Raw genomic sequence first — 20473 nt, forward strand, 5'->3', positions numbered from 1 at the left:
CCCACAGCGCCCGTCCAGCCCGTCAGGCGCGGGTGATGGTGTCGCCCTCGACCGAGATGTTCACGCTGCTGAGCGGACTCGTCGCGGGCCCCTGGAGCACCGAACCGTCCTCGAGGGAGAACTCGCTGCCGTGGCACCGGCACGGGATGACCCCGTCCGAGCTCGGGCTGACCGTGCAGCCCTGATGGGTGCAGGTGGCCGAGAACGCCTTGAAGTCGCCCTCGCTGGGCTGGGTCAGGACGACCTGGGCGGCCGACACGACGAAGCACCCTCCGACGGGCACCTCGCTCGTCGAGGCCAGGGGCTCCGGCGAACCGGACCCGGACCCGGAGCCGGACTCCTCGGAGTCAGAGGAGGTGGGCTGGGGTTCCGCGGACGGGTCGGTGGCCGAGTCGGTCGAGTCACCGCAGGCGGCGAGGACCGGGACACCCACGGCGAGGGCAGCGGCGCCCGCGAGGGCATGGCGACGGTTGAGCTCGGCGGTCATGGGAAGGAGCCTAGCCAGCCTTGCGGCGCGCAGGCGCCTTCTTGGCCGCCGATTTCTTGGGCACGGACGTCTTCGCCGCCGGCTTGCTGGCCGGGGCCTTCACCGCCTTCTTGGCGGCACCGCGGCGCGGGGCCCGGGGCTGTTGCGCGGCCCGGCCCGCGAGGATCGGCTTGAGGAAGGTCCCGGTGTGGCTCTCGGCGACCTCGGCGATCTGCTCGGGAGTGCCCTCGGCGACGACCATCCCGCCACGGGAGCCGCCCTCGGGACCCATGTCGATGATCCAGTCGGCGGTCTTGATGACGTCGAGGTTGTGCTCGATCACCAGGACCGTGTTGCCCTTGTCGACCAGGCCCGAGAGGACGTGGAGGAGCTTGCGGATGTCCTCGAAGTGGAGACCGGTCGTGGGCTCGTCGAGCACGTAGACGGTGCGGCCGGTGGAGCGCTTCTGGAGCTCGCTGGCGAGCTTCACGCGCTGCGCCTCGCCACCGGAGAGGGTGGTGGCGGGCTGGCCCAGGCGGACGTAGCCGAGCCCGACCTCGCACAGCGTCTTCATGTGGCGCGAGATCGCCGGGACCGCAGCGAAGAACTCGGCGGCCTCCTCGATCGGCATGTCGAGGACCTCGGCGATCGTCTTGCCCTTGTAGTGGACCTCGAGCGTCTCGCGGTTGTAGCGCGCGCCGTGGCACACCTCGCAGGGGACGTAGACGTCGGGGAGGAAGTTCATCTCGATCTTGATGGTTCCGTCGCCGGAGCACGCCTCGCAGCGGCCTCCCTTGACGTTGAACGAGAAGCGTCCCTGGAGGTAGCCGCGCATCTTGGCCTCCGGGGTGGAGGCGAAGAGCTTGCGGACGTGGTCGAAGACACCGGTGTAGGTCGCCGGGTTGGAGCGCGGCGTGCGGCCGATCGGCGACTGGTCGACGTGGATCACCTTGTCCACGTGGTCGAGGCCGGTGATCTTGGTGTGCCGCCCCGGGACCGCGCGGGCGTTGTAGATCTCCTTGGCCAGCGAGGTGTAGAGGATGTCGTTGACCAGCGTCGACTTCCCGGAGCCCGAGACGCCCGTGACCGCACAGAACACGCCCAGCGGGAAGCTCACGTCGACGTTGCGGAGGTTGTGCTCCCGCGCGCCGTGGACCTTGAGCTCGCGGCCCGCGGTGAGCGGTCGTCGTACGTCGGGCACGGGGATCTCGCGGCGGCCGCTGAGGTAGGCGCCGGTGAGGGAGTCGGGGTGGTCGAGCAGGCCCTGGACGGTTCCGGAGTGCACCACTTGACCGCCGTGCTCACCGGCCCCCGGGCCGACGTCGACGACCCAGTCGGCGGTGCGGATGGTGTCCTCGTCGTGCTCGACGACGATGAGGGTGTTGCCGAGCTCCTTGAGGCGGCGCAGCGTGTCGATCAGGCGCTGGTTGTCGCGTTGGTGCAGCCCGATCGAGGGCTCGTCGAGCACGTAGAGCACGCCCACGAGCCCCGCGCCGATCTGGGTGGCCAGCCGGATGCGCTGGGCCTCGCCCCCCGAGAGCGAACCGCTGGGCCGGTCGAGGGAGAGGTAGTCGAGGCCGACGTCGAGGAGGAAGCGCAGCCGCTCCTGGATCTCCTTGAGGACCCGCTCGCCGATCTGCCGCTCACGCACGGACAGGTCCAGGCTGTTGAGGTAGTCGGCAGCCTCGTTGATCGGCAGCGCACAGACCTCGGCGATGTTCTTGCCGCCGGCGTCCTTGGGCCCGAGGGTCACCGAGACCGACACCGGCTTGAGGCGTGAGCCCTTGCAGGCCGGGCACGGCACCTCGCGCATGAAGCCCTCGAACCGGTCGCGGCTGGTGTCGCTCTCGGCCTCACGGTGACGGCGCTCGATGTAGGGGCGCACGCCCTCGAAGGCGGCGTAGTAGGCGCGCTGGCGGCCATAGCGGTTCTTGGTGACGACGTGGACCTTGGTGCTGTGGCCCTCGAGCACGGAGGCACGAGCCTTGGCCGACAGGTCACGCCACGGGGTGTTGAGGTCGAAGCCCAGCTCATCACCCAGCGCACCCATCAACCGCATGAAGTAGTCGGCCACGTGCGCGCCGCTCCAGGGGGCGATCGCGCCCTCGCCGAGCGTCGCACCCGGGTCGGGGACGACGAGCTCGGGGTCGACCTCCATGCGGGTGCCGATGCCGTGGCACTCGGCGCACGCCCCGAACGGAGAGTTGAACGAGAACGAGCGAGGCTCGAGGTCGTCTGTCTCGATGGGATGGTCGTTGGGGCACGCCATCTTCTCGGAGAACTTCATCTCCCGGCCCGGGTCGCCGGCATCGAGGTCGACGAAGTCGAAGACGACCAGGCCCGAGGCCAGCCCGAGGGCGGTCTCGACCGAGTCGGTCAGGCGGCGCTTGCTGGACTCCTTGACCGCGAGACGGTCGACGACGACCTCGATCGTGTGCTTGAGCTTCTTGTCGAGGGTCGGCGGCGCATCGAGGGAGTGTGTCTCGCCGTCCACGCGCGCACGGCTGAACCCCTGCTGCTGGAGCTGGCGGAAGAGCTCGACGTACTCGCCCTTGCGACCGCGGATGACCGGCGCGAGGACCTGGAAGCGGCGGCCCTCCTCGAGCGCGAGGACGCGGTCGACGATCTGCTGGGGGGTCTGGCGCTCGATCGGCGCACCGCACGTCGGGCAGTGGGCGCGACCGGCGCGGGCGTAGAGCAGTCGGAGGTAGTCGTAGACCTCGGTGATCGTGCCGACCGTGGACCGCGGGTTCTTGGACGTGGACTTCTGGTCGATGCTGACCGCAGGGCTCAGGCCCTCGATGAAGTCGACGTCGGGCTTGTCCATCTGGCCGAGGAACTGACGCGCGTAGGCCGACAGCGACTCGACGTAGCGACGCTGGCCCTCGGCGAAGATCGTGTCGAAGGCGAGGCTCGACTTGCCGGAGCCGGACAGGCCCGTGAAGACGATCAGGGAGTCTCGCGGCAGGTCGACCGAGACGTCCTTGAGGTTGTGCTCGCGGGCTCCGCGAATGATCAGCTGGTCGGCCACAGGGCCCTTCCTGGGGATTCGGTGACGCCACGGTCGGCTCGAGCCGGCGTCGGGGGTACGGCGTCGCGCTCGACACTTCGAACACATGTTCGCCCAGCGGGGGCGCGCACCGCAAGCCGCCACGCGCGGCCCTCACAGATGTTACGGGCTGCGCACAAGCCTCCGGATGTGTTGAATCGTCCTCATGGCCACTCCCTCGGACACCCCGTCTCCCAGCCCTGCCGGCACGACCCTCACGCTCCTCAGCAACGCCGACGAGGCCCTGCTCCGCACCGTCGACGCCCTCTCCCCCGAGGAGCTGGCGAAGCCGACCGATCTGCCCGGATGGAGTCGTGCCCACGTCGTTGCCCATGTCGCACTCAACGGCGAGGCGCTGGAGCGGGTCCTCACGGGTCGGCGCCAGGGGCGCCCCACGACCATGTACGACTCTCAGCAGGCACGAGACGCCGACATCGAGACCCTCGCCGGTGGGGACGCCCGGGAGCTGCGCGACCGACTGTTCGCCGCGACCCACCGCTTCTCGGAGGCGGTCCGCGCGACCACGGCCTGGGAGGGCACGTTCGAGCGCACGCCAGGAGGGCAGCTCGTCCCTGTCGTCGCCGTGCCCGTCATGCGCCTGCGCGAGGTGGAGATCCACCACGCCGACCTCGGCAGCGGCTACTCCCACGCCGACTGGTCCCCGGAGTTCGCGGTGCAGCTGCTCGACTCCGTGGCGGGACGTTCGACCCCCGAGCCGTTCGTGGCCCGTGCGCCTGACCTCGACCTGGAGTGGGGCTTCGGCGAGGGCGACGACCGGCCGGTCGTCGTGGGCGACGCAACCGCTCTCGCCTGGTGGATCACCGGGCGCGGGACCGGCGAGGGCCTCTCGTGCGACACCGGGGCCTTGCCTACCATCGAGGGATGGTGACCTACGACGGTGACGTGACCCCGGGCGGCGAGCCCCAGACCCGGGACCTTGACGGCCTCACGCTGACCAAGGTCGCGGTCGACCCGGAGATGTCCAACAACTGCTACCTCCTGGAGTGCCAGGAGACCGGCGAGTGCGTGCTGGTCGACGCCGCAGCGGAGCCGGAGCGCCTGCTCGCGCTGATCGGCGACCGGGAGCTCACCGCGATCGTGACCACGCACCAGCACTGGGACCACCACCGCGCCCTCGCCGAGGTGAAGGCTGCGCATCCGAGGGCCCTGGTGGTCGCCGGCGAGCCGGACGCCGACGACATCACGGAGCAGACCGGGGTCGAGGTCGATCGTCGGGTGGCCCACGGCGACCTGGTCGAGGTCGGCTCTTGCAAGCTGAGGGTCATCGCCCTCGAAGGACACACCCCGGGGTCGATCGCGCTCCACTGGAGTGGCGGTGACGGCCACCTCCTCACCGGCGACTCACTCTTCCCCGGCGGCGTCGGCAACACGTTCGGCGACGCCGAGGCCTTCAGGACCCTGGTCGAGGAGGTCTCCACGAAGGTCTTCGACACCTATGGCGACGCTGTGTGGTTCTACCCCGGCCACGGCGGGGACTCCACGCTCGGCGCGGAGCGGCCGCACCTCGACGAGTGGCGCGAGCGCGGCTGGTGATCACGGCCCGCGTACCCTCGAAGCCATGAGTACGCGCGAGCTGACCCTCAACGACTTCGAGCAGGCCGTGACCGGCGAGGGCATCGTCCTCGTGGACTTCTGGGCCGAATGGTGCGGTCCCTGCAAGCAGTTCGGGCCGATCTTCGAGGCCGCCTCGGAGAAGCACCCCGACATCACCTTCGCCAAGGTCGACACCGAGGCCGAGCAGCAGCTCGCCGGGATGGCGGGCATCACCTCGATCCCGACGCTGATGCTCTTCCGCGACGGCCTGCTGCTCTTCAACCAGGCCGGCGCGCTGCCCCCGCAGGCCCTCGAGGGCGTGATCCAGCAGGCGCGCGACCTCGACATGGACGCCGTGCGCGAGGAGGCCGCCGCCGCTCAGGCCGCTGCCGCCGAGGGGGAGGTCGCGCTCGACGACTTCGCTGCCGCCCACAGCGAGGGCGCCTACGTCCTCGACGTGCGCGAGGCCGAGGAAGTCAGCTCCGGCAAGGTCCCGGGCGCCGTGCACGTGCCCATGAACAGCGTGCCTGACCACCTCGCCGAGCTGCCGAAGGACCAGCCGGTCTACGTGGTCTGCGCCTCCGGCGGGCGGTCGCGCCAGGTCGCCGACTTCCTGCGCGCCCAGGGCGTGGACGCGCGCAACGTCACCGAGGGCACCCAGGGGTGGGCCCAGCGCGGCTGGCCGCTCGACCGGTAGGGCCCGGGTTTCGTGGGCGCCTCGCCCGGGCGACCCGCACGGCTCGGTGGACGCGGAAGTGATCGGCTTCGGACCAGCCGTCCGAGGTCTTGAAAGTCGTTGTCCACATCGTGGCGGGACCCCGGGTTTTCGGGGGCTGGTTGTCGGTGGTCTCCGGTTGTATTGAGACATGACCTCCTCCACCACCATCGCCGGCCCGGTGCCCGCGCGACCGGTGCTGGACGGGCTCAGCAGCACCCAGCTGATGGCTCACGCCGCCGAGGTCGAGCAGCTCGCCCGCCAGGTCGAGGTCGCCCGCCTCGAGGTCGCGCTGGAGTGGGCGATCACCCACCCAGTGGTCGAGAAGTCGTCCTCAGTCCTGGAAGCCCCCGACCACCCCGGCGGGGCGGGCACACCGGAGGTGGCCGCGTTCGCGACCGACACCCTCGCCGTCGCCATGGGCATCGCTCCCGCCGCCTCCTCCCGGCTGGTCGCCGACGCGCTCGACCTGTCGTTCCGCCTCCCCCTGCTGTGGGACCTCACCCGTGAGCTGAGGATCCCCGCCGCCCGGGCCCGCAGAGTCGCGGCCGCCACCCGCGACCTCTCGGCCGAGGGCGCCGCATGGGTGGACCGTCAGGTCGCCGCCGCCTCCGGGCGAGTGTCCTCGGCTCAGCTCGACCGGATCGTCGCCCACGCCACCGCCCAGTTCGACCCCGACGCCCTCAAGACCCGCCAGGACCGCGCACGCGAGACCTGGGGCGTCGACCTGCACCACCCGGCGCCGGGTGACTTCGCCGGCACCTCCACGCTGACCGCCCGCGGCGACTCACTCGACCTGGCCCGGTTCCACGACGTCGTCAACGCCGAGGCCGACACCCTCGCCGCACTCGGTGACACCGACCCCCTCGGCCAGCGGCAGGCCAAGGCCCTCGGCGTGATCGCCGCCCAGCAGGCCGCCCTCGACCTCACCGGCCTCCTCTCCCCCGCTGGCGCTGCGGAGCAGAGCACGGCGAGGGACAAGGCGCTCGCCCGGGCCAACGCCAAGGTCAAGCTCTTCCTCCACGCCTCCCTCACCGATCTCCTGACCCGCGGACACGACGACCTGGTCGGCACCGCCGACACCCTCGGCCCCACCACCCTCACCAAGATCAAGGAGTGGGTCGGCCACTCCCGCGTCACCATCACCCCCGTCCTCCACGTCGCCACCGACGACACCTGGACCATCGACCGGCACGACCCGCCACCCCGGATGGCCGAGACGGTCCGCCTGCGCGACGAGACCTGCGTCTTTCCCCGCTGCGGCCGCCACGCCCGAGGCTGCGACCTCGACCACATCACCCCCTACTACACCGGACCACCAGACACCGGACCGCCCACCGAGTCAGGCGGCACGACCGCCGCCAACCTCGCTCCCCTGTGCCGGCGCCACCACCGGGCCAAGACCTCCGGCGCCTGGTCCTACCAACGCCTCGCAACCGGCACCTACCTGTGGACCGGCCCCGCCGGACTCACCACCCTCCTCACCCCCGACACCGTCATCGACCTCTGACGGGACGTGCGGCGTGGGGACCTCCGCGACCCGAACTGCCGATGTGCGAGCCTCGCCGCGTCAGGGAGAGTCGCGGTACAGCGGCGCCGCCTCGCCGTACGGCACCTGTCGGACAGCGCCGGGGAGCGCGCTCGCGAGAGCCCGGAACGCGTCAGCAGAACACCCCACGGTGAACTCGATCTCCTCGTCGACCTCGCAGGCCACGCACCAGGCGTGATCCTCTGGCCAGACGAGGTGAGGCTCTTGGTGGATGCCCTGCGAAGATCCGTACCAGGCCAACGCTGGGGCGTCCCTGAGTTCATCGACGCGCCCAGCGAAGAGCACCATCTCTCGTTCCGGGATTGGCAGGCGGGGTGCCTCTGGGACCGACGCCCTGCTCGTCCAGCCCTCCCAGATGGCGGCGTATCCAGTCATCGGAGTGGTCGTGTGATCGACCAACGTCGCCAGTGCCGCGCGGAGAGCGGGCTCTTCGCCGTCGCGGTGGGCACCGTCGGCGAAGGCGATCCGCACATAGACGTCGAAGCCTGGTGGGCCGTAGCGAACGAGGTCCCACCAATCGACGTCCGGTTGAAGCAGCCATTGCGCGGAGTCCGCAGACTCGGCTGGTCGCACCGTCATGGTCCTCAGTCTGACCGAGCGCCGCACCCCACGCACTCATTCGCCGGCATGCAAGGACCACCGGACCCCGACAGGATCCGCGAGATGGGCGATCGATACGGCGTCCGTGTCTTGGGGCCGCCGCTCGGTACGCAGTGAGCGGGCAGTGCACGCGCGTCGAAGTCAGAGCATCCTGCGCAGGATCCGCGGCCGCAGGTTGGTGAAGAGGTGCGCAGCGAGCGCGACGAAGAACGCCACGTGCGCGGCGACGTGCAGCGGCAACCAGGCGTCGTAGCCCGTCGTCACGAGCACGAGCCCGGTGAGGGGTACGACGACCAGCAGGGCGAGCAGCACCCGCTCGGTCACGTGCACGAGCCAGCGCTCTCGCTGGGACAGGTGCTCCGACCACGGCGGCAGGCCGCTCGTCCGGCGCCACAGCATGCGCGCGATCCCCAGCGCCAGGACCGTGGCACCCAGCAGGAGGTGCAGCTCGGCCAGGTCGAATGCGCCGCCGAGCAGGTCATAGGCGTCGGCACGGGCCTCGCACTGCTCCTCGAGACGGTCCAGCCGGTCCTCGAAGGCGTCGCTGGTGTCGCCGCCGCTGAGCTCCTCGCCCGGTGGGTCGCAGGCATCGTCCAGGTCGAGCCGGTATCCCACGACGAACTGGGCGGCGACCGCCGCCACCGTGGCCCAGTGCAGCACCTTGGTGACCGGTCCGTAGCCGTGCGGGCCGTTGCGCAGCATGGACGGACGCTAGCCGATCAGCCTCGGTTACCCTCTCCACCGTGCTGATCTCCGACTCGCGGCGAGTCCTCTTCGTGCACGTCCCCAAGACCGGTGGCGTGTCGATCGAGGACGTCTTCCGCGAGGGCTGTCCCGACGCCCGCAAGAAGCGCGCCGACGACCCGCCCGAGGGCCGGCACCTCACGCTGGAGCGGATCCTCGAGAAGGAGCCGCAGGCGGTCGACTACTGGACGTTCGGATTCGTGCGCAACCCGTGGGCGCGGATGGTCTCGTGGTACTCCATGATCGACCAGTGGAACAAGCGGTGGGGTCCCGCGAGCGGCAAGCCGCAGGACGTCAGCTACGGCCTGATGCGCGACGGCAACGAGATGTGGCGGGCGGCCGCCGCCTACTCCGGCTTCGAGGAGTTCGTGCTCCGCGGCACCGAGGAGCTCCCCCGGCTGGGAACGCCCCAGGTCGACTACCTCCGCGCGCCCTCCCTGGGCCGCGAGGCCGACTTCGTGGGTCGCACGGAGCGCCTCGCGGACGACATGGCGGTCGTGCAGCGAAAGCTCGGGCTCGAGCCGACTCCCCCGCCCCACCGCAACAAGTCGCGCCACGGCACCTACCACGACTACTTCACCGAGGCCTCCCGCAAGAAGGTGGCCGAGGTCTACGCCGCGGACCTCGAGGCCTTCGGCTACACCTACTGAAGCCGGGTGCCGCGAGCACCCGCCCACTCGCCGGTGTCCTGGAGCCGGCGCCAGACGTCGTACTCAGGGGCGAAGTGCTCGAGGAGGTCGGCACGCAGGTCGGCGCTGAGCTCGGCGGGCCGACTGTCAGAGGTGTTGCGGCGCCCGAACTCCAGGGGGCTCCCTACTCGCTCGCTGAACCAGCGGCCCCACACGTCGGGCCGGTCGACGGCGAAGACCCGGTCGACCGCCACCAAGCCGCCTGCACTGATGAACCGGGCCGGCCGGCCCCGCGGGGTCGGTGCCGCGTCGTCGCCGCTGATGTAGCTGGACGCGAAGGCCTCGAAGGACATCTCGGCCGTGGACCTGCCGGGGCGCGCGTCCTCGCGGGCCCGGTAGCGCCACCAGGACTCCAACCACTCGACCGGCTCACGGAACATCGTCACCAGCTCGTAGGAGTCTCGCGGGAACCCCTGCTCCTCCAGCTGCGGCGCGAGCTCGTGGAGGAAGCCCCGGGCAGGCAGGTGCTTGCGGCCCGGAGGGCTGCTGACCACGAGGGATGCGTACGGCGCCAGCGCGCCCTCCAGCGTCGTGCTCGCGGTCTTGGGCAGCGCCAGCAGCACGAACCCGTGCTGCAGGAACGTCATCACGGCCGCGATGATGCCACGGGCAGGTGCCCCGCTGCGCCACACTGTCGCCCATGACGTTCCCGGACTCCTGGGTGCAGGGCTCGCACACCCACGACGGCACGACGCACCCGACCTACCGCCGTGGGGCGGGCCCGGGAGTGATCGTGATCCACGAGATCCCGGGCATCACGCCCGCGGTCGCAGCCTTCGGCCAGGAGCTCGTCGACGCGGGCTACACGGTCGTGATGCCGAGCCTGTTCGGTCGCGACGGCGCCGGCATGACCCCAGTGACCATCGCCGGGGCGCTGCGCAAGGTGTGCGTGAGCCGCGAGTTCACCAAGCTGCGCACCGGCGTGACCTCTCCTGTCGCCGGCTGGCTCCGGTCCCTTGCCAGAGAGCTCCACGAGGAGCTCGGTGGTCCGGGGGTCGGCGCGCTCGGCATGTGCTTCGCCGGTGGCTTCGCGCTCGCGATGATGGTGGACGCGCCCGTTGCTGCGCCGGTCCTGTGCCAGCCGAGCACGCCGCTCCCCCTCGGTGGGAAGAGGTCCAGGGACCTCAACCTCTCCCCCGCCGATCTCGAGGTCGTCAAGGGCAGGTGCGCGGCCGGTCAGCAGGTGCTCGGCCTGCAGTTCAGCATGGACCCGCTGACGGGCAAGCGCTTCGACACGCTCACGCGTGAGCTGGGTCAGGCCTTCATCCGGGTGGAGCTCGAGGGGAGAGGCCACTCGACCGTCACGGAGCACCGTCGGCAGGAGGGCGTCGACGCCATCCTCGACTTCCTCGCCGCCAACCTGCGTACCGCTCCACACGGTGACCGGGCCTGACCTACCGCACGGTAATTTGGCTGTGTGAGCTTCCTCCTGCGCCAAGGCGTGATCGCCGCCCTCACCGCCAATGCACTGCGTCCTCCGAAGGGAGCCCGGGCCGGGCTCCCAGCCTTCGCCGCCGGCTGGGTCTTCGGCGAGCTGGCACCCCAGATGCTGGCCCTCACCACGCTCGACGCGGCCCGCCACCTCAAGCCGGGCAGGCGCAGCGGGCTGGGTCTCACCCTGGCCGGCCTGAGCGCGCTCGGCCTGACCCGGCTGATCCGCCAGCAGCAAGGGGCCAAGGACCAGCTCGAGGACGCCCTCGTCGAGGGACTGGGCATGGAGTACGTCTCCGAGCTGGACGCGGCCCCCACTCCGGCCGACCTGGCCACTCCCTGGCGCCGGATCGCCACGCCGTTCAACTTCCGCGACGACGCGGTGCGGGTGATCAAGGACCTGCCCTACAGCGAGGCCGGCCGGCGAGGGCTGCTCGACCTCTACCTGCCTGCCCGTGAGGACCAGCTCGAGAACGCCCCGGTCCTGCTCCAGGTGCACGGCGGCGCATGGAGCGTCGGCGAGAAGGAGACGCAGGGCCGTCCGCTGATGACTCACATGGCGGGGAAGGGATGGATCTGCGTCGCGATCAACTACCGACTGTCCCCCCGCGACGCATGGCCGGCACACATCGTCGACGTCAAGCGTGCGATCGCCTGGATCAAGGACAACATCGCCGAGTACGGCGGTGACCCCGAATACCTCGCGATCACCGGCGGGTCGGCGGGCGGCCACCTCGCGGCGCTGGCCGCCCTCACACCCGGCGACCCTGCCTTCCAGCCCGGCTTCGAGGACGCCGACACCTCGGTGCAGGCGGCCGTGCCGTTCTACGGCGTCTACGACTTCGCCGGCTCGACGGGCCTGAAGAACGCGATCGGGATGCGTGACGCGTTCCTCGGACCGCGGGTCATGAAGTCGAGCTGGGCGGACTCTCCCGACGCCTACGAGGCCGCCTCGCCGATCCTGCGGATCACCCCGGACGCTCCCGACTTCTTCGTCATCCACGGCGAGCTCGACTCGCTCGTCTCGGTCGACCAGGCACGGATGTTCGTCGAGCGGCTCCGCCAGGTCTCCAAGAGCTCGGTCGTCTACGCCGAGCTGCCCGGTGCCCAGCACGCCTTCGACATCTTCCACTCGATCCGAGGGGCTCACACCGTGCGCGCGGTGGACCGCTACCTCAACCGTCACTGGACCGTGTGGCGCCGCGAGCGGGCCGGAGCGCTCGGGTGAACGAGATGCCCTCCGACCTCCTCGAGCACGCGAGGGCAGCCAAGGGCTTCATGCCCGAGGACGAGGGCGCACTCCTGCACCAGTGGGCCCGCGAGCGGCTCCCCCACGGGCCGGTGCTCGAGGTCGGGACCTACTGCGGGAAGTCCGCCGTCTGGCTCGGCGCCGCGGCCCGCGAGGTCGGCGGCACCGTGTTCACCGTCGACCACCACCGTGGGTCGGAGGAGAACCAGGCGGGATGGGAGCACCACGACCCCGACCTGGTCGACCCGCGGTCGGGCCTCATGGACACCCTGCCGGTCTTCCGTCGCACGCTCGAACGGGCCGGTCTGGAGGAGCACGTCGTCGCAGTCGTGGGCCGCTCGGACGTGGTGAGCCGCGCATGGCGCACCCCGTTGTCCATGCTCTTCATCGACGGCGGCCACGGTCAGGAGCCCGCCCGCCTGGACTACCGGGGCTGGGCCCCGTGGGTGATGCCCGGCGGCGTGCTCGTGATCCACGACGTGTTCCCCGACCCCGCCGCGGGCGGTCGACCGCCCTACGAGGACATCTACCTCCCGGCGCTGGCGAGCGGGGCGTTCGTCGAGGTCGAGGCGCTGGGGTCGGTTCGAGTGCTACGCCGGGCGGCGGGAGCCGCTGGAGACCCCCTCGGCTGAGGACTCCGGGGTGCAGCCGCACTCCAGGCCCAGCTCTGCGAAGTGCGGGGCCAGGGTCGTCCCGCGCATGATGTCCGACCCGGGTGTCAGCTCGTCGAGCGCGTCGACGGCGAGGATCACCGCGGCGGCTGTGTAGGTGGTGTGCTCCCCCGGCCAGTGGACGCCGTCGGAGAAGACGTAGCCGGTCCAGTACTTCCCGCCTTCGGCGCGCAGGTGCTGCATGTCGCCGAGCAGCTGGACCGCCCGCTCCCGGTCGCCGATCGCCTCGAGCGCCAGCACCAGCTCGCACGTCTCTGCCCCGGTGACCCAGTCGTTCGGCTCGACGCACCTGATCCCGAGGCCGGGTACGACGAACCGGTCCCACGACGCAGCGAGCAGGTCGTGCGCCGCGTGGCCGCGCACAGCACCGCCCAGGACGGGGTAGTACCAGTCCATCGAGAACTCGGACTTGTCCAGGAACTGGTCGCGGTGCTCGCGCAGGGCGTGTCCGAGGCGCCCACCGGCCAGCTCCCAGTCGGGCTGGGGGTCGTCGAGGAGCTCGGCGAGGGCCACGCCCGCGCGCAGGCTCTGGTAGATGCTGGAGGACCCCGCCAGCAGGGCGTCGTCGTTGATCCCGGCCGGTCGGCCGTCGTGCCACTCCTGGGACCAGGCGATCCCGCCCCAGGGCAGCTGCATCCCGACCACCCAGTCGAGGGCGCGACGCACGGTGGGCCACAGGCGTCGTACGAAGGTGTCGTCGCGACGCACCAGCCAGTGGTGCCAGGTGCCCACGGCGATGTAGGCGGACATGTTGGTCTCGCCGGAGTGGTCCTCGACCTCACCGGCGACGATCTTCATCGGCCAGGACCCGTCGGGGCGCTGGGTCTCGCGGACCCAGTCGTAGGCACGCTCCGCCGCCTCGACCTCGCCTCCCACCAGCAGCGCCATCGCGGACTCGACGTGGTTCCACACGTCGGTGTGCTCCCCCACCGTCCACGGGACGGCGCCTGAGGGCTCCTGCATCGCCGCGATCGAGGCCGCCGTCTGCTCGACCTCGGCGCGAGTCAGGACGCTGGCGGGCCGAGGGCTCTCAGCCTGCATCGGAGTCGGACTCGGGCTTGACGAAGTAGAGCACCAGGCTCTTGCCGATGAGCGGGTCGAGCACCTTGCCGGCGACCCGGAGGGCCTTGGGGTTCTTCATGATCTCCCACACCAGGAGCTTGTGGTAGCCCTTCGCGAGCGGGTGGTCGTCGTTCTCCACACCCACCGCGCACTTGATCCACCAGTAGGGCGTGTGCAGGCCGTGGGCGTAGTCCTTGCCGGTGTAGACCATCGTGTCGCCGGGAGTCCCGTCGTTGGAGCGGCCCGCCTTGGTGACCTTGTCGACGAGCTCCTCGGCCGTGTAGATGCGGATGTGGCCGCCCTCGGCGTTGTGGTAGTCGTCGGAGAGCTTCCAGTTGACGATCTCGGGAAGCCATCGCGGCACCGTGACGGCCAGGGTGCCACCGGGACGCAGCACCCGGACGAGCTCCTTGATCGCCTCGACGTCGGCGTGGATGTGCTCGAGCACCTCGGAACAGACGATCCGGTCGAACTCGCCGTCGGCGAAGGGCAGGGCGAGCGCGTCACCCTCCTTGACGTCGGCCTCGGCGCCCGCCGGCACCTCGCCGGCGTCCTTCATCGCCGCGAACCACTCACGCACCGTGGCGAGCTCGTCGGCGTCCTGGTCGAAGGCGACGACGTCGGCGCCCCGCTTGTACATCTCGAAGGCGTGGCGTCCGGCACCGCAGCCCATGTCGAGGACGCGGTCACCCGGGCGCAGCCCGAGCCGGTCGAAGTCAACGGTCAGCACGACGGCTCTCCTCCTGCTCGCGCCGGCCCTGCTCACTGTGGAAGCCGGCGATGGTCTCTTCGTAGGCAGCGGCAGTCGCGGCAGCGACCGCCCGCCAGCTGAACATCTCCTGGACCCGCTGACGGCCCGCCTTGCCCATGCGGGCACGTCGCTCGGGGTCGTCGAGCAGGGCGGCGATCGCTGCCTCGAGCTCTCCGACGTCGCCGGGGGTCACCAGGTCGGCACACTCGCCGTCGGGGCCGACCACCTCGGGGATCGCTCCGGCGCGCGAGACCACGAGAGGTGTCTCGCACGCCATCAGCTCGGCCGTCGGGAGCGAGAACCCCTCGTAGAGCGACGGCACGCACGCCAGCTCGGCCGAGCCCATCACGTCGACGAGCTCGGCGTCGGAGACACCGTTGACGAAGCTGACGTGCTCGGCGATCCCGAGGTTGTCGATCAGCTGCTCGGTACGACCGCCGGGCTCGGGTCGGGTGACGAGGACCAGGGAGACGTCCCGCTCCGTGCGGAGCTTGGCGAAGGCCTCCAACAGGGTCGCGATGCCCTTCATCGGAGCGTCCGCGCTCGCCATGGCGAGGATCCGGCCGGACACCCGGGGGCGGGTCGGCGGCGCGAAGACGTCGTCGACGCCGAGGAGGATGGTCTCCATGCGCTGGGGGTCGACGCCGAAGTCGCGTGCGATGTCACGTCGTGAGGACTCCGAGGGCGTCAGGATCTTGCGCATGCGGCGGGCCACCTGGCCCTGCATGCGGAGGAAGCCGTACCACCGGCGCAGGGTGAGGCGCTTGCGCCAGCTCGGAGCCGTCTCCAGGTCGATACGGCGGTCGACGGTGATGGGGTGGTGGATGGTGGCGATGACGGGGAGCCCGAGCTTCTCCAGCTCCAGGATGCCGGTGCCCAGGACCTGGTTGTCGTGGGCGATGTCGAAGTCGGCGGCACGTTCGCGCATGAGCCGGGCGACGCGCGTGCTGAACGTCTTGGGCTCGGGAAAGCCCGCGGTGCACATCGTCGCGAACTCCTCGACGTCGACCAGGTCGCGGAACTCGCGGAGCCGGGGCACTCGGAACGGGTCGGGCTCGCGGTAGAGGTCGAGGCTGGGGACCTTGGTGAGCTTCACGCCCTCGTCGAGGTCGGGATAGGGCTGGCCGGAGAAGACCTCGACCTCGTGACCCAGCCGGACCAGCTCACGGCTGAGGTGACGGACGTAGATGCCCTGGCCGCCGCAGTGTGGCTTGCTCCGGTAGGAGAGCATGGCAATGCGCACGTGTCGCGACCTTTCGATGAGACGTCGAACGAGAGTCGGTCTCCCGTTCCACGCGTCGTAACCGTACCGATTGCCTCTCAAACGGCTCCCGTCGGAGCGGTGTTCCGGTCTCCGGCGTTCCGTGGGTCACACTGCCGGCTCAGGCCTCGCTGGAATGGCCGGGGAACACGTGTGCCGCCGGGTCGATGACCACGGCGGCGTTGTTGACCGCCGTGGCCGCCTCCCCGAACCCGACCGCGATGAGCCGGACCTTGCCGGGGTAGTCGGTGATGTCACCGGCGGCGAACACGCGAGGGAGGTTGGTGCGCATGGACCCGTCGACGCACACGTGGCGCTTGTTGGTCTCGAGCCCCCACTCCTGGATCGTGCCGAGGTCGGCCACGAAGCCGAGCGCCGCGACGACGGCCTGCGCGGGGCGGGTCTGCGGCTCCTGCCCGTCGACGGTGATCTCGACCTCCTCAAGGGTGGTCTCCCCGCGCAACGCGGTCACCTGCGCCTTGGTCACGATGTCGACGCTCGATGCCTTCACCGCAGCCACGGTGCGCTCGTGCGCCCGAAAGGCATCGCGACGGTGCACGAGGGTGACCGAGCGCGCGACGGGCTCGAGGTGCTGAGCCCAGTCGAAGGCGCTGTCGCCGCCGCCCACGATCACCACGTCCTTCCCTGCATAGGGTGCGAAGCTCGGCACGAAGAACTCCATGCCGCGTCCGAGCCACCCCTCGCCGGCAGGGAGCGGGCGAGGCGTGAACTTGCCGATGCCGGCGGTGATCAGCACGGCCCTGGCCTCGATACGGGTGTCGTCGTCGAGGGTGACCACCACGTCGTCGTCGCGGTGCTCGAGCGTGAGCGCCGTACGATCGAGGAAGTACGCCGGGTCGGCCGACGCGGCCTGGGTGACGAGCCCCTCGACCAGGTCACGGCCCTTGACACTCGGGAACCCGGCGACGTCGAGGATCGCCTTCTCGGGATACATCGCGGTGATCTGCCCACCGAGCTCCGGGAGCGAGTCCACGACCGCGACCCGCAGCCCCCGGAACCCTCCGTAGTAGGCGGAGAAGAGGCCGGTCGGGCCGGCTCCGATGATGAGGAGGTCCGTCGTCGCGTCGGTCACGGGGGCGATCCTTGCCTGACTCGGGCCAGTCCTCAAGGGTCACCCTCGGACACCGCCCTAGACTCACCGCCCATGGGCCGGCGTCTGGAGCAGGTAAAGGAGCATCCCTCCGCGATCCTCCTGGTGATCCAGCTCGCTGCCGTCGTGCTCTGGCCGTTCCTGGAGTTCTCCAAGCCCGGTCGTGCCGTCCTCGGTGCCATCGGCATGCTCGCCGTCGCCGCAGCCGTCTACGCCGTACGCCGGACCCCGGCGCTCGTGTGGGTCGTGGTGGTGCTCGGCCTGCCCGCCATGGTGTTCACCGTGATGGAGGCCATGCGTCCCGAGGTGAACTGGATCGTGCTCACCTCGGGCCTGCTGCACGGCCCGTTCTACCTCTACGTCTCCTACGCGATGCTGCGCTACCTCTTCCACGACGACAAGGTCACCCGTGACGAGCTGTTCGCCACGGCAGCCGCCTTCACCGTCGTGGCCTGGGGCTTCGCCTATCTCTACTCGGCATCCCAGGTGCTGTGGCCGGGGTCGTTCGTCAGCCCCACGGCCGACCACCAGGGGTGGTTCACCCTGCTCTACCTCTCCTTCACCACCTTGACCAGCGTGGGTCTCTCGGACGTCGTGCCGGTCGAGCCGCACGCGCGCTCGCTCGTCATGCTCGAGATGGTCGCCGGAGTCTTCTACATCGCGCTCGTGGTCGCGCGGATGGTCGGCTTGACGATCCGGCGATCGATGCAGCGAGACTGATCAGGCGTCCCAGCCCTCAGGGCGGTGTTTCTTGGGCAGCTTGGAGACGACGAGTCGGTAGGACTCCTGGACCGCATCGTCTCGACATCCATCGGACCATCCTCTCGCGCCCCTAGGGTGTGAACCGTGTCCGTGACGCTCGCCCCTGGTTGCTTCGACCCCGCGGAAGCCGTCGACGAGCCCGACTGGGACGCGATGGACGACGAGGAGTACGACGCCAGGTTCCCCGTCGAGGCGACGGGTGCCGGCGAGGGCGGCTGGGAGGCGACCCCGCAGTTCCGCGTCATCACCGACACAGTCGAGCTCGCCGCTGACGCCCTGCTCATCGCTGCGGAGAGGTTCATGCGGGTCGGCGACAGCGGCTCTGAGCACGCCGAGTCCGAGGAGGACTGGGACGAGGACGACCGCGGCCCGAGCATCACGCGCGTGACCATCGACGAGGAAGCGGCCTACATCTCGGCCGACACCGACGACTGGCTGAGCCACCGGATGGCCGAGACGATGAAGTTCATCCTCGTGCAGGAGCTCACCATGGCCGGGGTCTCGGCCGTGATCTCGGCGGACTACAACCCGGCCAGGGGCGTGCACGCCAGGCCCTGGCCCCCGAAGTAGACCTCGGTCAGAGCTCGTCCCTCGGCTCGCGCGCACCACTCCTCACTTCGTCGCCTCCATCATCTGGCGGAGCTCCTTCTTGAGCTCTGAGATCTCGTCGCGGAGCCTGGCGGCGACCTCGAACTGGAGCTCGGCAGCGGCGTTCTTCATCTGGTCGGTGAGCCCCTGGATGAGCTCGGCCAGGTCGCTGCTCGGGATGCCCGCGGTGTCCGGGAGGTCGTTGTGGAGGCGGGAGAGAGACGGGGTCGGGGACTTCGCCTTGACTCCCCCGGCCCGGCCCTTCTGGCCCACGTCGGCCCAGGTCTGCAGGAGCGCCTGCGTCGTCTCGTCCTCGCGGGCGAGCATCTCGGTGATGTCGGCGATCTTCTTGCGCAGCGGCTGCGGGTCGACACCGTGCGCGGTGTTGTAGGCCACCTGGATGGCGCGCCGGCGGTTGGTCTCGCCGATCGCGGCCTCCATCGACGGGGTGATCTTGTCGGCATACATGTGGACCTGGCCGGACACGTTGCGGGCTGCGCGCCCGATCGTCTGGATCAGGGACTTGTCGGAGCGCAGGAACCCCTCCTTGTCCGCGTCGAGGATCGCGACCAGGGAGACCTCGGGCAGGTCCAGGCCCTCGCGCAGGAGGTTGATGCCGACCAGCACGTCGTACTCGCCGAGGCGGAGGTCGCGAAGCAGCTCGATGCGCTTGAGCGTGTCGACCTCGGAGTGGAGGTAGCGGGTGCGGATGCCGGCGTCGAGGAGGTAGTCGGTGAGGTCCTCGGACATCTTCTTGGTGAGGGTCGTGACGAGGACGCGCTCGTTCTTGTCGGTGCGCTCGCGGATCTCGTGGATCAGGTCGTCGATCTGGCCCTTGGTGGGCTTGACGACGACCTCGGGGTCGACGAGGCCGGTCGGACGGATGATCTGCTGGACGGCGTTGTCCACGCCGCCGACCTTGTCGAGCTCGTAGTTGCCCGGGGTGGCGGAGAGGTAGATCGTCTGGCCGATGCGCTCGAGGAACTCCTCCCACTTCAGCGGTCGGTTGTCCATCGCGCTGGGGAGGCGGAAGCCGTGGTCGACCAGGTTGCGCTTGCGCGACATGTCGCCCTCATACATGCCGCCGATCTGCGGCACCGCGACATGGGACTCGTCGACGACGAGGACGAAGTCCTCGGGGAAGTAGTCGAGGAGGCAGTTGGGGGCGCTGCCCGGCCGGCGGCCGTCGATGTGCATCGAGTAGTTCTCGATGCCGGAGCAGGAGCCCACCTGGCGCATCATCTCGACGTCGTAGGTCGTGCGCATGCGCAGCCGCTGCGCCTCGAGGAGCTTGCCCTGCTTCTCGAAGGCGGCGAGCTGGTCCTCCAGCTCGAGCTCGATCCCCTTGATCGCGCGCTCCATGCGCTCGGGACCGGCGACGTAGTGGGTGGCGGGGAAGACGTGGAGCTCGGCGTCCTCGGAGACGACCTCGCCGGTGATCGGGTGGAGGGTCATCAGGCGCTCGATCTCGTCGCCGAAGAACTCCACCCGCACCGCGAGCTCCTCGTAGACGGGGAAGATCTCGAGCGTGTCACCCCGCACGCGGAAGGTGCCGCGCGTGAAGGCCATGTCGTTGCGGGTGTACTGGATCTCGACGAGACGGCGCAGCACCGAGTCGCGGTCATGCTCCTGCCCCACCTTGAGTCGCAGCATCCGGTCGACGTACTCCTGGGGGGTGCCGAGGCCGTAGATGCACGAGACCGTCGAGACCACGATCGTGTCGCGCCGGGTGAGCAGGCTGTTGGTGGCCGAGTGCCGCAACCGCTCGACCTCCTCGTTGATGGAGGAGTCCTTCTCGATGTAGGTGTCGGTCTGGGGGACGTAGGCCTCGGGCTGGTAGTAGTCGTAGTAGGAGACGAAGTACTCCACGGCGTTGTCGGGGAAGAGCTGGCGCAGCTCGTTGGCGAACTGGGCCGCCAGCGTCTTGTTGGGCTGGAGCACCAGCATCGGGCGCTGCACCTGCTCGGCCACCCAGGCCACGGTCGCGGTCTTGCCCGTGCCGGTGGCGCCGAGCAGCACCACGTCCTGCTCACCGTCGCCGAGCCGCTCGGTGATCTCCTGGATGGCGGTCGGCTGGTCACCGGACGGCTGGTAGTCGGAGACCACCTTGAAGGGCGCGACGCGGCGCTCGAGATCGGTCACTGGGCGCATGCTCCGAGAGTACGACCCGCCACCGACACTCGCCCCTCCCCCGGGACGGGGTCGCTACATTGTGCGACGT

General features: G+C 70.1%; 20 protein-coding genes. 10 read left to right on the forward strand and 10 right to left on the reverse strand.

Features of this window, described 5'->3' with window-relative positions:
• Positions 1–22: 22 nt before the first annotated feature.
• The gene (locus EXE58_RS18215) at positions 23–487 is read right to left on the reverse strand and encodes a Rieske (2Fe-2S) protein (protein ID WP_135269155.1); all 465 of its coding nucleotides are present in this window, start codon (positions 485–487) and stop codon (positions 23–25) included.
• A 10-nt stretch (positions 488–497) separates the two neighbouring features.
• A complete protein-coding gene (gene uvrA / locus EXE58_RS18220) occupies positions 498–3497 on the reverse strand; it encodes an excinuclease ABC subunit UvrA (protein WP_135269156.1) in 3000 nt (999 codons plus the stop codon).
• 184 nt (positions 3498–3681) lie between these two features.
• On the opposite strand from uvrA, the gene EXE58_RS18225 reads away from it, so the two are divergent.
• The 4 genes from EXE58_RS18225 (at position 3682) to EXE58_RS18240 (ending at position 7294) form a co-directional block, all read left to right on the forward strand.
• Positions 3682–4404 carry a maleylpyruvate isomerase family mycothiol-dependent enzyme gene (locus EXE58_RS18225; protein WP_135269157.1) on the forward strand — a complete coding sequence of 241 codons (723 nt, stop codon included), beginning with the start codon at positions 3682–3684 and terminating at the stop codon, positions 4402–4404.
• The gene (locus EXE58_RS18230) at positions 4398–5069 is read left to right on the forward strand and encodes an MBL fold metallo-hydrolase (RefSeq protein WP_135269158.1); all 672 of its coding nucleotides are present in this window, start codon (positions 4398–4400) and stop codon (positions 5067–5069) included. The genes EXE58_RS18225 and EXE58_RS18230 overlap by 7 nt, the downstream gene beginning before the upstream one ends.
• Positions 5070–5094: 25 nt before the next feature.
• Positions 5095–5766: a thioredoxin gene (gene trxA, locus EXE58_RS20415; protein WP_135269159.1), complete on the forward strand. Its 672-nt coding sequence runs from the start codon at positions 5095–5097 to the stop codon at positions 5764–5766.
• A 169-nt stretch (positions 5767–5935) separates the two neighbouring features.
• Complete coding sequence (locus tag EXE58_RS18240) at positions 5936–7294, forward strand: HNH endonuclease signature motif containing protein (protein WP_135269160.1); 1359 nt, start codon at positions 5936–5938, stop codon at positions 7292–7294.
• 60 nt (positions 7295–7354) lie between these two features.
• Here EXE58_RS18240 and EXE58_RS18245 read toward each other — a convergent pair whose 3' ends face one another.
• Positions 7355–7912 carry a hypothetical protein gene (locus EXE58_RS18245; RefSeq protein WP_135269161.1) on the reverse strand — a complete coding sequence of 186 codons (558 nt, stop codon included), beginning with the start codon at positions 7910–7912 and terminating at the stop codon, positions 7355–7357.
• Between the two features lie 162 nt (positions 7913–8074).
• A complete protein-coding gene (locus EXE58_RS18250) occupies positions 8075–8635 on the reverse strand; it encodes a PspA/IM30 family protein (protein WP_135269162.1) in 561 nt (186 codons plus the stop codon).
• Between the two features lie 41 nt (positions 8636–8676).
• Between EXE58_RS18250 and EXE58_RS18255 the strand changes: the two genes are divergently transcribed.
• Positions 8677–9327, forward strand: a complete 651-nt coding sequence (locus EXE58_RS18255; protein WP_135269163.1) for a sulfotransferase family 2 domain-containing protein — start codon at positions 8677–8679, stop codon at positions 9325–9327.
• Here EXE58_RS18255 and EXE58_RS18260 read toward each other — a convergent pair.
• Positions 9321–9956, reverse strand: a complete 636-nt coding sequence (locus EXE58_RS18260) for a hypothetical protein (RefSeq protein WP_135269164.1) — start codon at positions 9954–9956, stop codon at positions 9321–9323. The genes EXE58_RS18255 and EXE58_RS18260 overlap by 7 nt on opposite strands.
• Before the next feature lie 50 nt (positions 9957–10006).
• On the opposite strand from EXE58_RS18260, the gene EXE58_RS18265 reads away from it, so the two are divergent.
• From EXE58_RS18265 to EXE58_RS18275, 3 genes are read left to right on the forward strand one after another with little or no spacing between them, the layout of a single operon-like run.
• Positions 10007–10759: a dienelactone hydrolase family protein gene (locus tag EXE58_RS18265; protein WP_135269165.1), complete on the forward strand. Its 753-nt coding sequence runs from the start codon at positions 10007–10009 to the stop codon at positions 10757–10759.
• A 24-nt stretch (positions 10760–10783) separates the two neighbouring features.
• Positions 10784–12025: an alpha/beta hydrolase gene (locus EXE58_RS18270; RefSeq protein WP_135269166.1), complete on the forward strand. Its 1242-nt coding sequence runs from the start codon at positions 10784–10786 to the stop codon at positions 12023–12025.
• 5 nt (positions 12026–12030) lie between these two features.
• Positions 12031–12678 carry a class I SAM-dependent methyltransferase gene (locus EXE58_RS18275; protein ID WP_135269697.1) on the forward strand — a complete coding sequence of 216 codons (648 nt, stop codon included), beginning with the start codon at positions 12031–12033 and terminating at the stop codon, positions 12676–12678.
• Here the strand turns inward: EXE58_RS18275 and EXE58_RS18280 are convergent.
• The 4 genes from EXE58_RS18280 to EXE58_RS18295 form a co-directional block, all read right to left on the reverse strand.
• On the reverse strand, positions 12637–13758 hold the full coding sequence (locus tag EXE58_RS18280; RefSeq protein ID WP_135269167.1) for a prenyltransferase: 1122 nt from the start codon (positions 13756–13758) through the stop codon (positions 12637–12639). The genes EXE58_RS18275 and EXE58_RS18280 overlap by 42 nt on opposite strands.
• Entirely contained in the window at positions 13748–14509 is a 762-nt protein-coding gene (locus EXE58_RS18285) for a class I SAM-dependent methyltransferase (protein WP_135269168.1), read from the reverse strand. Before EXE58_RS18285 ends, EXE58_RS18280 begins: the two co-directional genes overlap by 11 nt.
• A complete protein-coding gene (locus EXE58_RS18290; protein ID WP_135269169.1) occupies positions 14496–15773 on the reverse strand; it encodes a glycosyltransferase family 4 protein in 1278 nt (425 codons plus the stop codon). Before EXE58_RS18290 ends, EXE58_RS18285 begins: the two co-directional genes overlap by 14 nt.
• Before the next feature lie 139 nt (positions 15774–15912).
• Complete coding sequence (locus EXE58_RS18295; RefSeq protein ID WP_135269170.1) at positions 15913–16884, reverse strand: NAD(P)/FAD-dependent oxidoreductase; 972 nt, start codon at positions 16882–16884, stop codon at positions 15913–15915.
• A 72-nt stretch (positions 16885–16956) separates the two neighbouring features.
• Here EXE58_RS18295 and EXE58_RS18300 point away from each other — a divergent pair, with 72 nt between their 5' ends.
• Positions 16957–17622, forward strand: a complete 666-nt coding sequence (locus EXE58_RS18300; RefSeq protein WP_135269171.1) for a potassium channel family protein — start codon at positions 16957–16959, stop codon at positions 17620–17622.
• Positions 17623–17748: 126 nt separating this feature from the next.
• Positions 17749–18234, forward strand: coding sequence for a hypothetical protein (locus EXE58_RS18305; RefSeq protein ID WP_135269172.1), 486 nt, complete (start codon positions 17749–17751; stop codon positions 18232–18234).
• Between the two features lie 42 nt (positions 18235–18276).
• Here the strand turns inward: EXE58_RS18305 and uvrB are convergent, their stop codons facing one another.
• On the reverse strand, positions 18277–20403 hold the full coding sequence (gene uvrB / locus EXE58_RS18310; protein WP_135269173.1) for an excinuclease ABC subunit UvrB: 2127 nt from the start codon (positions 20401–20403) through the stop codon (positions 18277–18279).
• Between the last annotated feature and the right edge of the window lie 70 nt (positions 20404–20473).

It is taken from the genome of Nocardioides seonyuensis (assembly GCF_004683965.1).
In the GTDB taxonomy this organism is placed as follows: Bacteria; Actinomycetota; Actinomycetes; order Propionibacteriales; family Nocardioidaceae; genus Nocardioides; species Nocardioides seonyuensis.

Coding starts and splice junctions, on each gene's coding strand:
- EXE58_RS18215 (WP_135269155.1), bottom strand. CDS start 487: ATGACCGCCGAGCTCAACCGTCGCCATGCCCTCGCGGGCGCCGCTGCC.
- EXE58_RS18225 (WP_135269157.1), top strand. CDS start 3,682: ATGGCCACTCCCTCGGACACCCCGTCTCCCAGCCCTGCCGGCACGACC.
- EXE58_RS18230 (WP_135269158.1), top strand. CDS start 4,398: ATGGTGACCTACGACGGTGACGTGACCCCGGGCGGCGAGCCCCAGACC.
- trxA (WP_135269159.1), top strand. CDS start 5,095: ATGAGTACGCGCGAGCTGACCCTCAACGACTTCGAGCAGGCCGTGACC.
- EXE58_RS18240 (WP_135269160.1), top strand. CDS start 5,936: ATGACCTCCTCCACCACCATCGCCGGCCCGGTGCCCGCGCGACCGGTG.
- EXE58_RS18245 (WP_135269161.1), bottom strand. CDS start 7,912: ATGACGGTGCGACCAGCCGAGTCTGCGGACTCCGCGCAATGGCTGCTT.
- EXE58_RS18250 (WP_135269162.1), bottom strand. CDS start 8,635: ATGCTGCGCAACGGCCCGCACGGCTACGGACCGGTCACCAAGGTGCTG.
- EXE58_RS18265 (WP_135269165.1), top strand. CDS start 10,007: ATGACGTTCCCGGACTCCTGGGTGCAGGGCTCGCACACCCACGACGGC.
- EXE58_RS18275 (WP_135269697.1), top strand. CDS start 12,031: ATGCCCTCCGACCTCCTCGAGCACGCGAGGGCAGCCAAGGGCTTCATG.
- EXE58_RS18280 (WP_135269167.1), bottom strand. CDS start 13,758: ATGCAGGCTGAGAGCCCTCGGCCCGCCAGCGTCCTGACTCGCGCCGAG.
- EXE58_RS18300 (WP_135269171.1), top strand. CDS start 16,957: ATGGGCCGGCGTCTGGAGCAGGTAAAGGAGCATCCCTCCGCGATCCTC.
- uvrB (WP_135269173.1), bottom strand. CDS start 20,403: ATGCGCCCAGTGACCGATCTCGAGCGCCGCGTCGCGCCCTTCAAGGTG.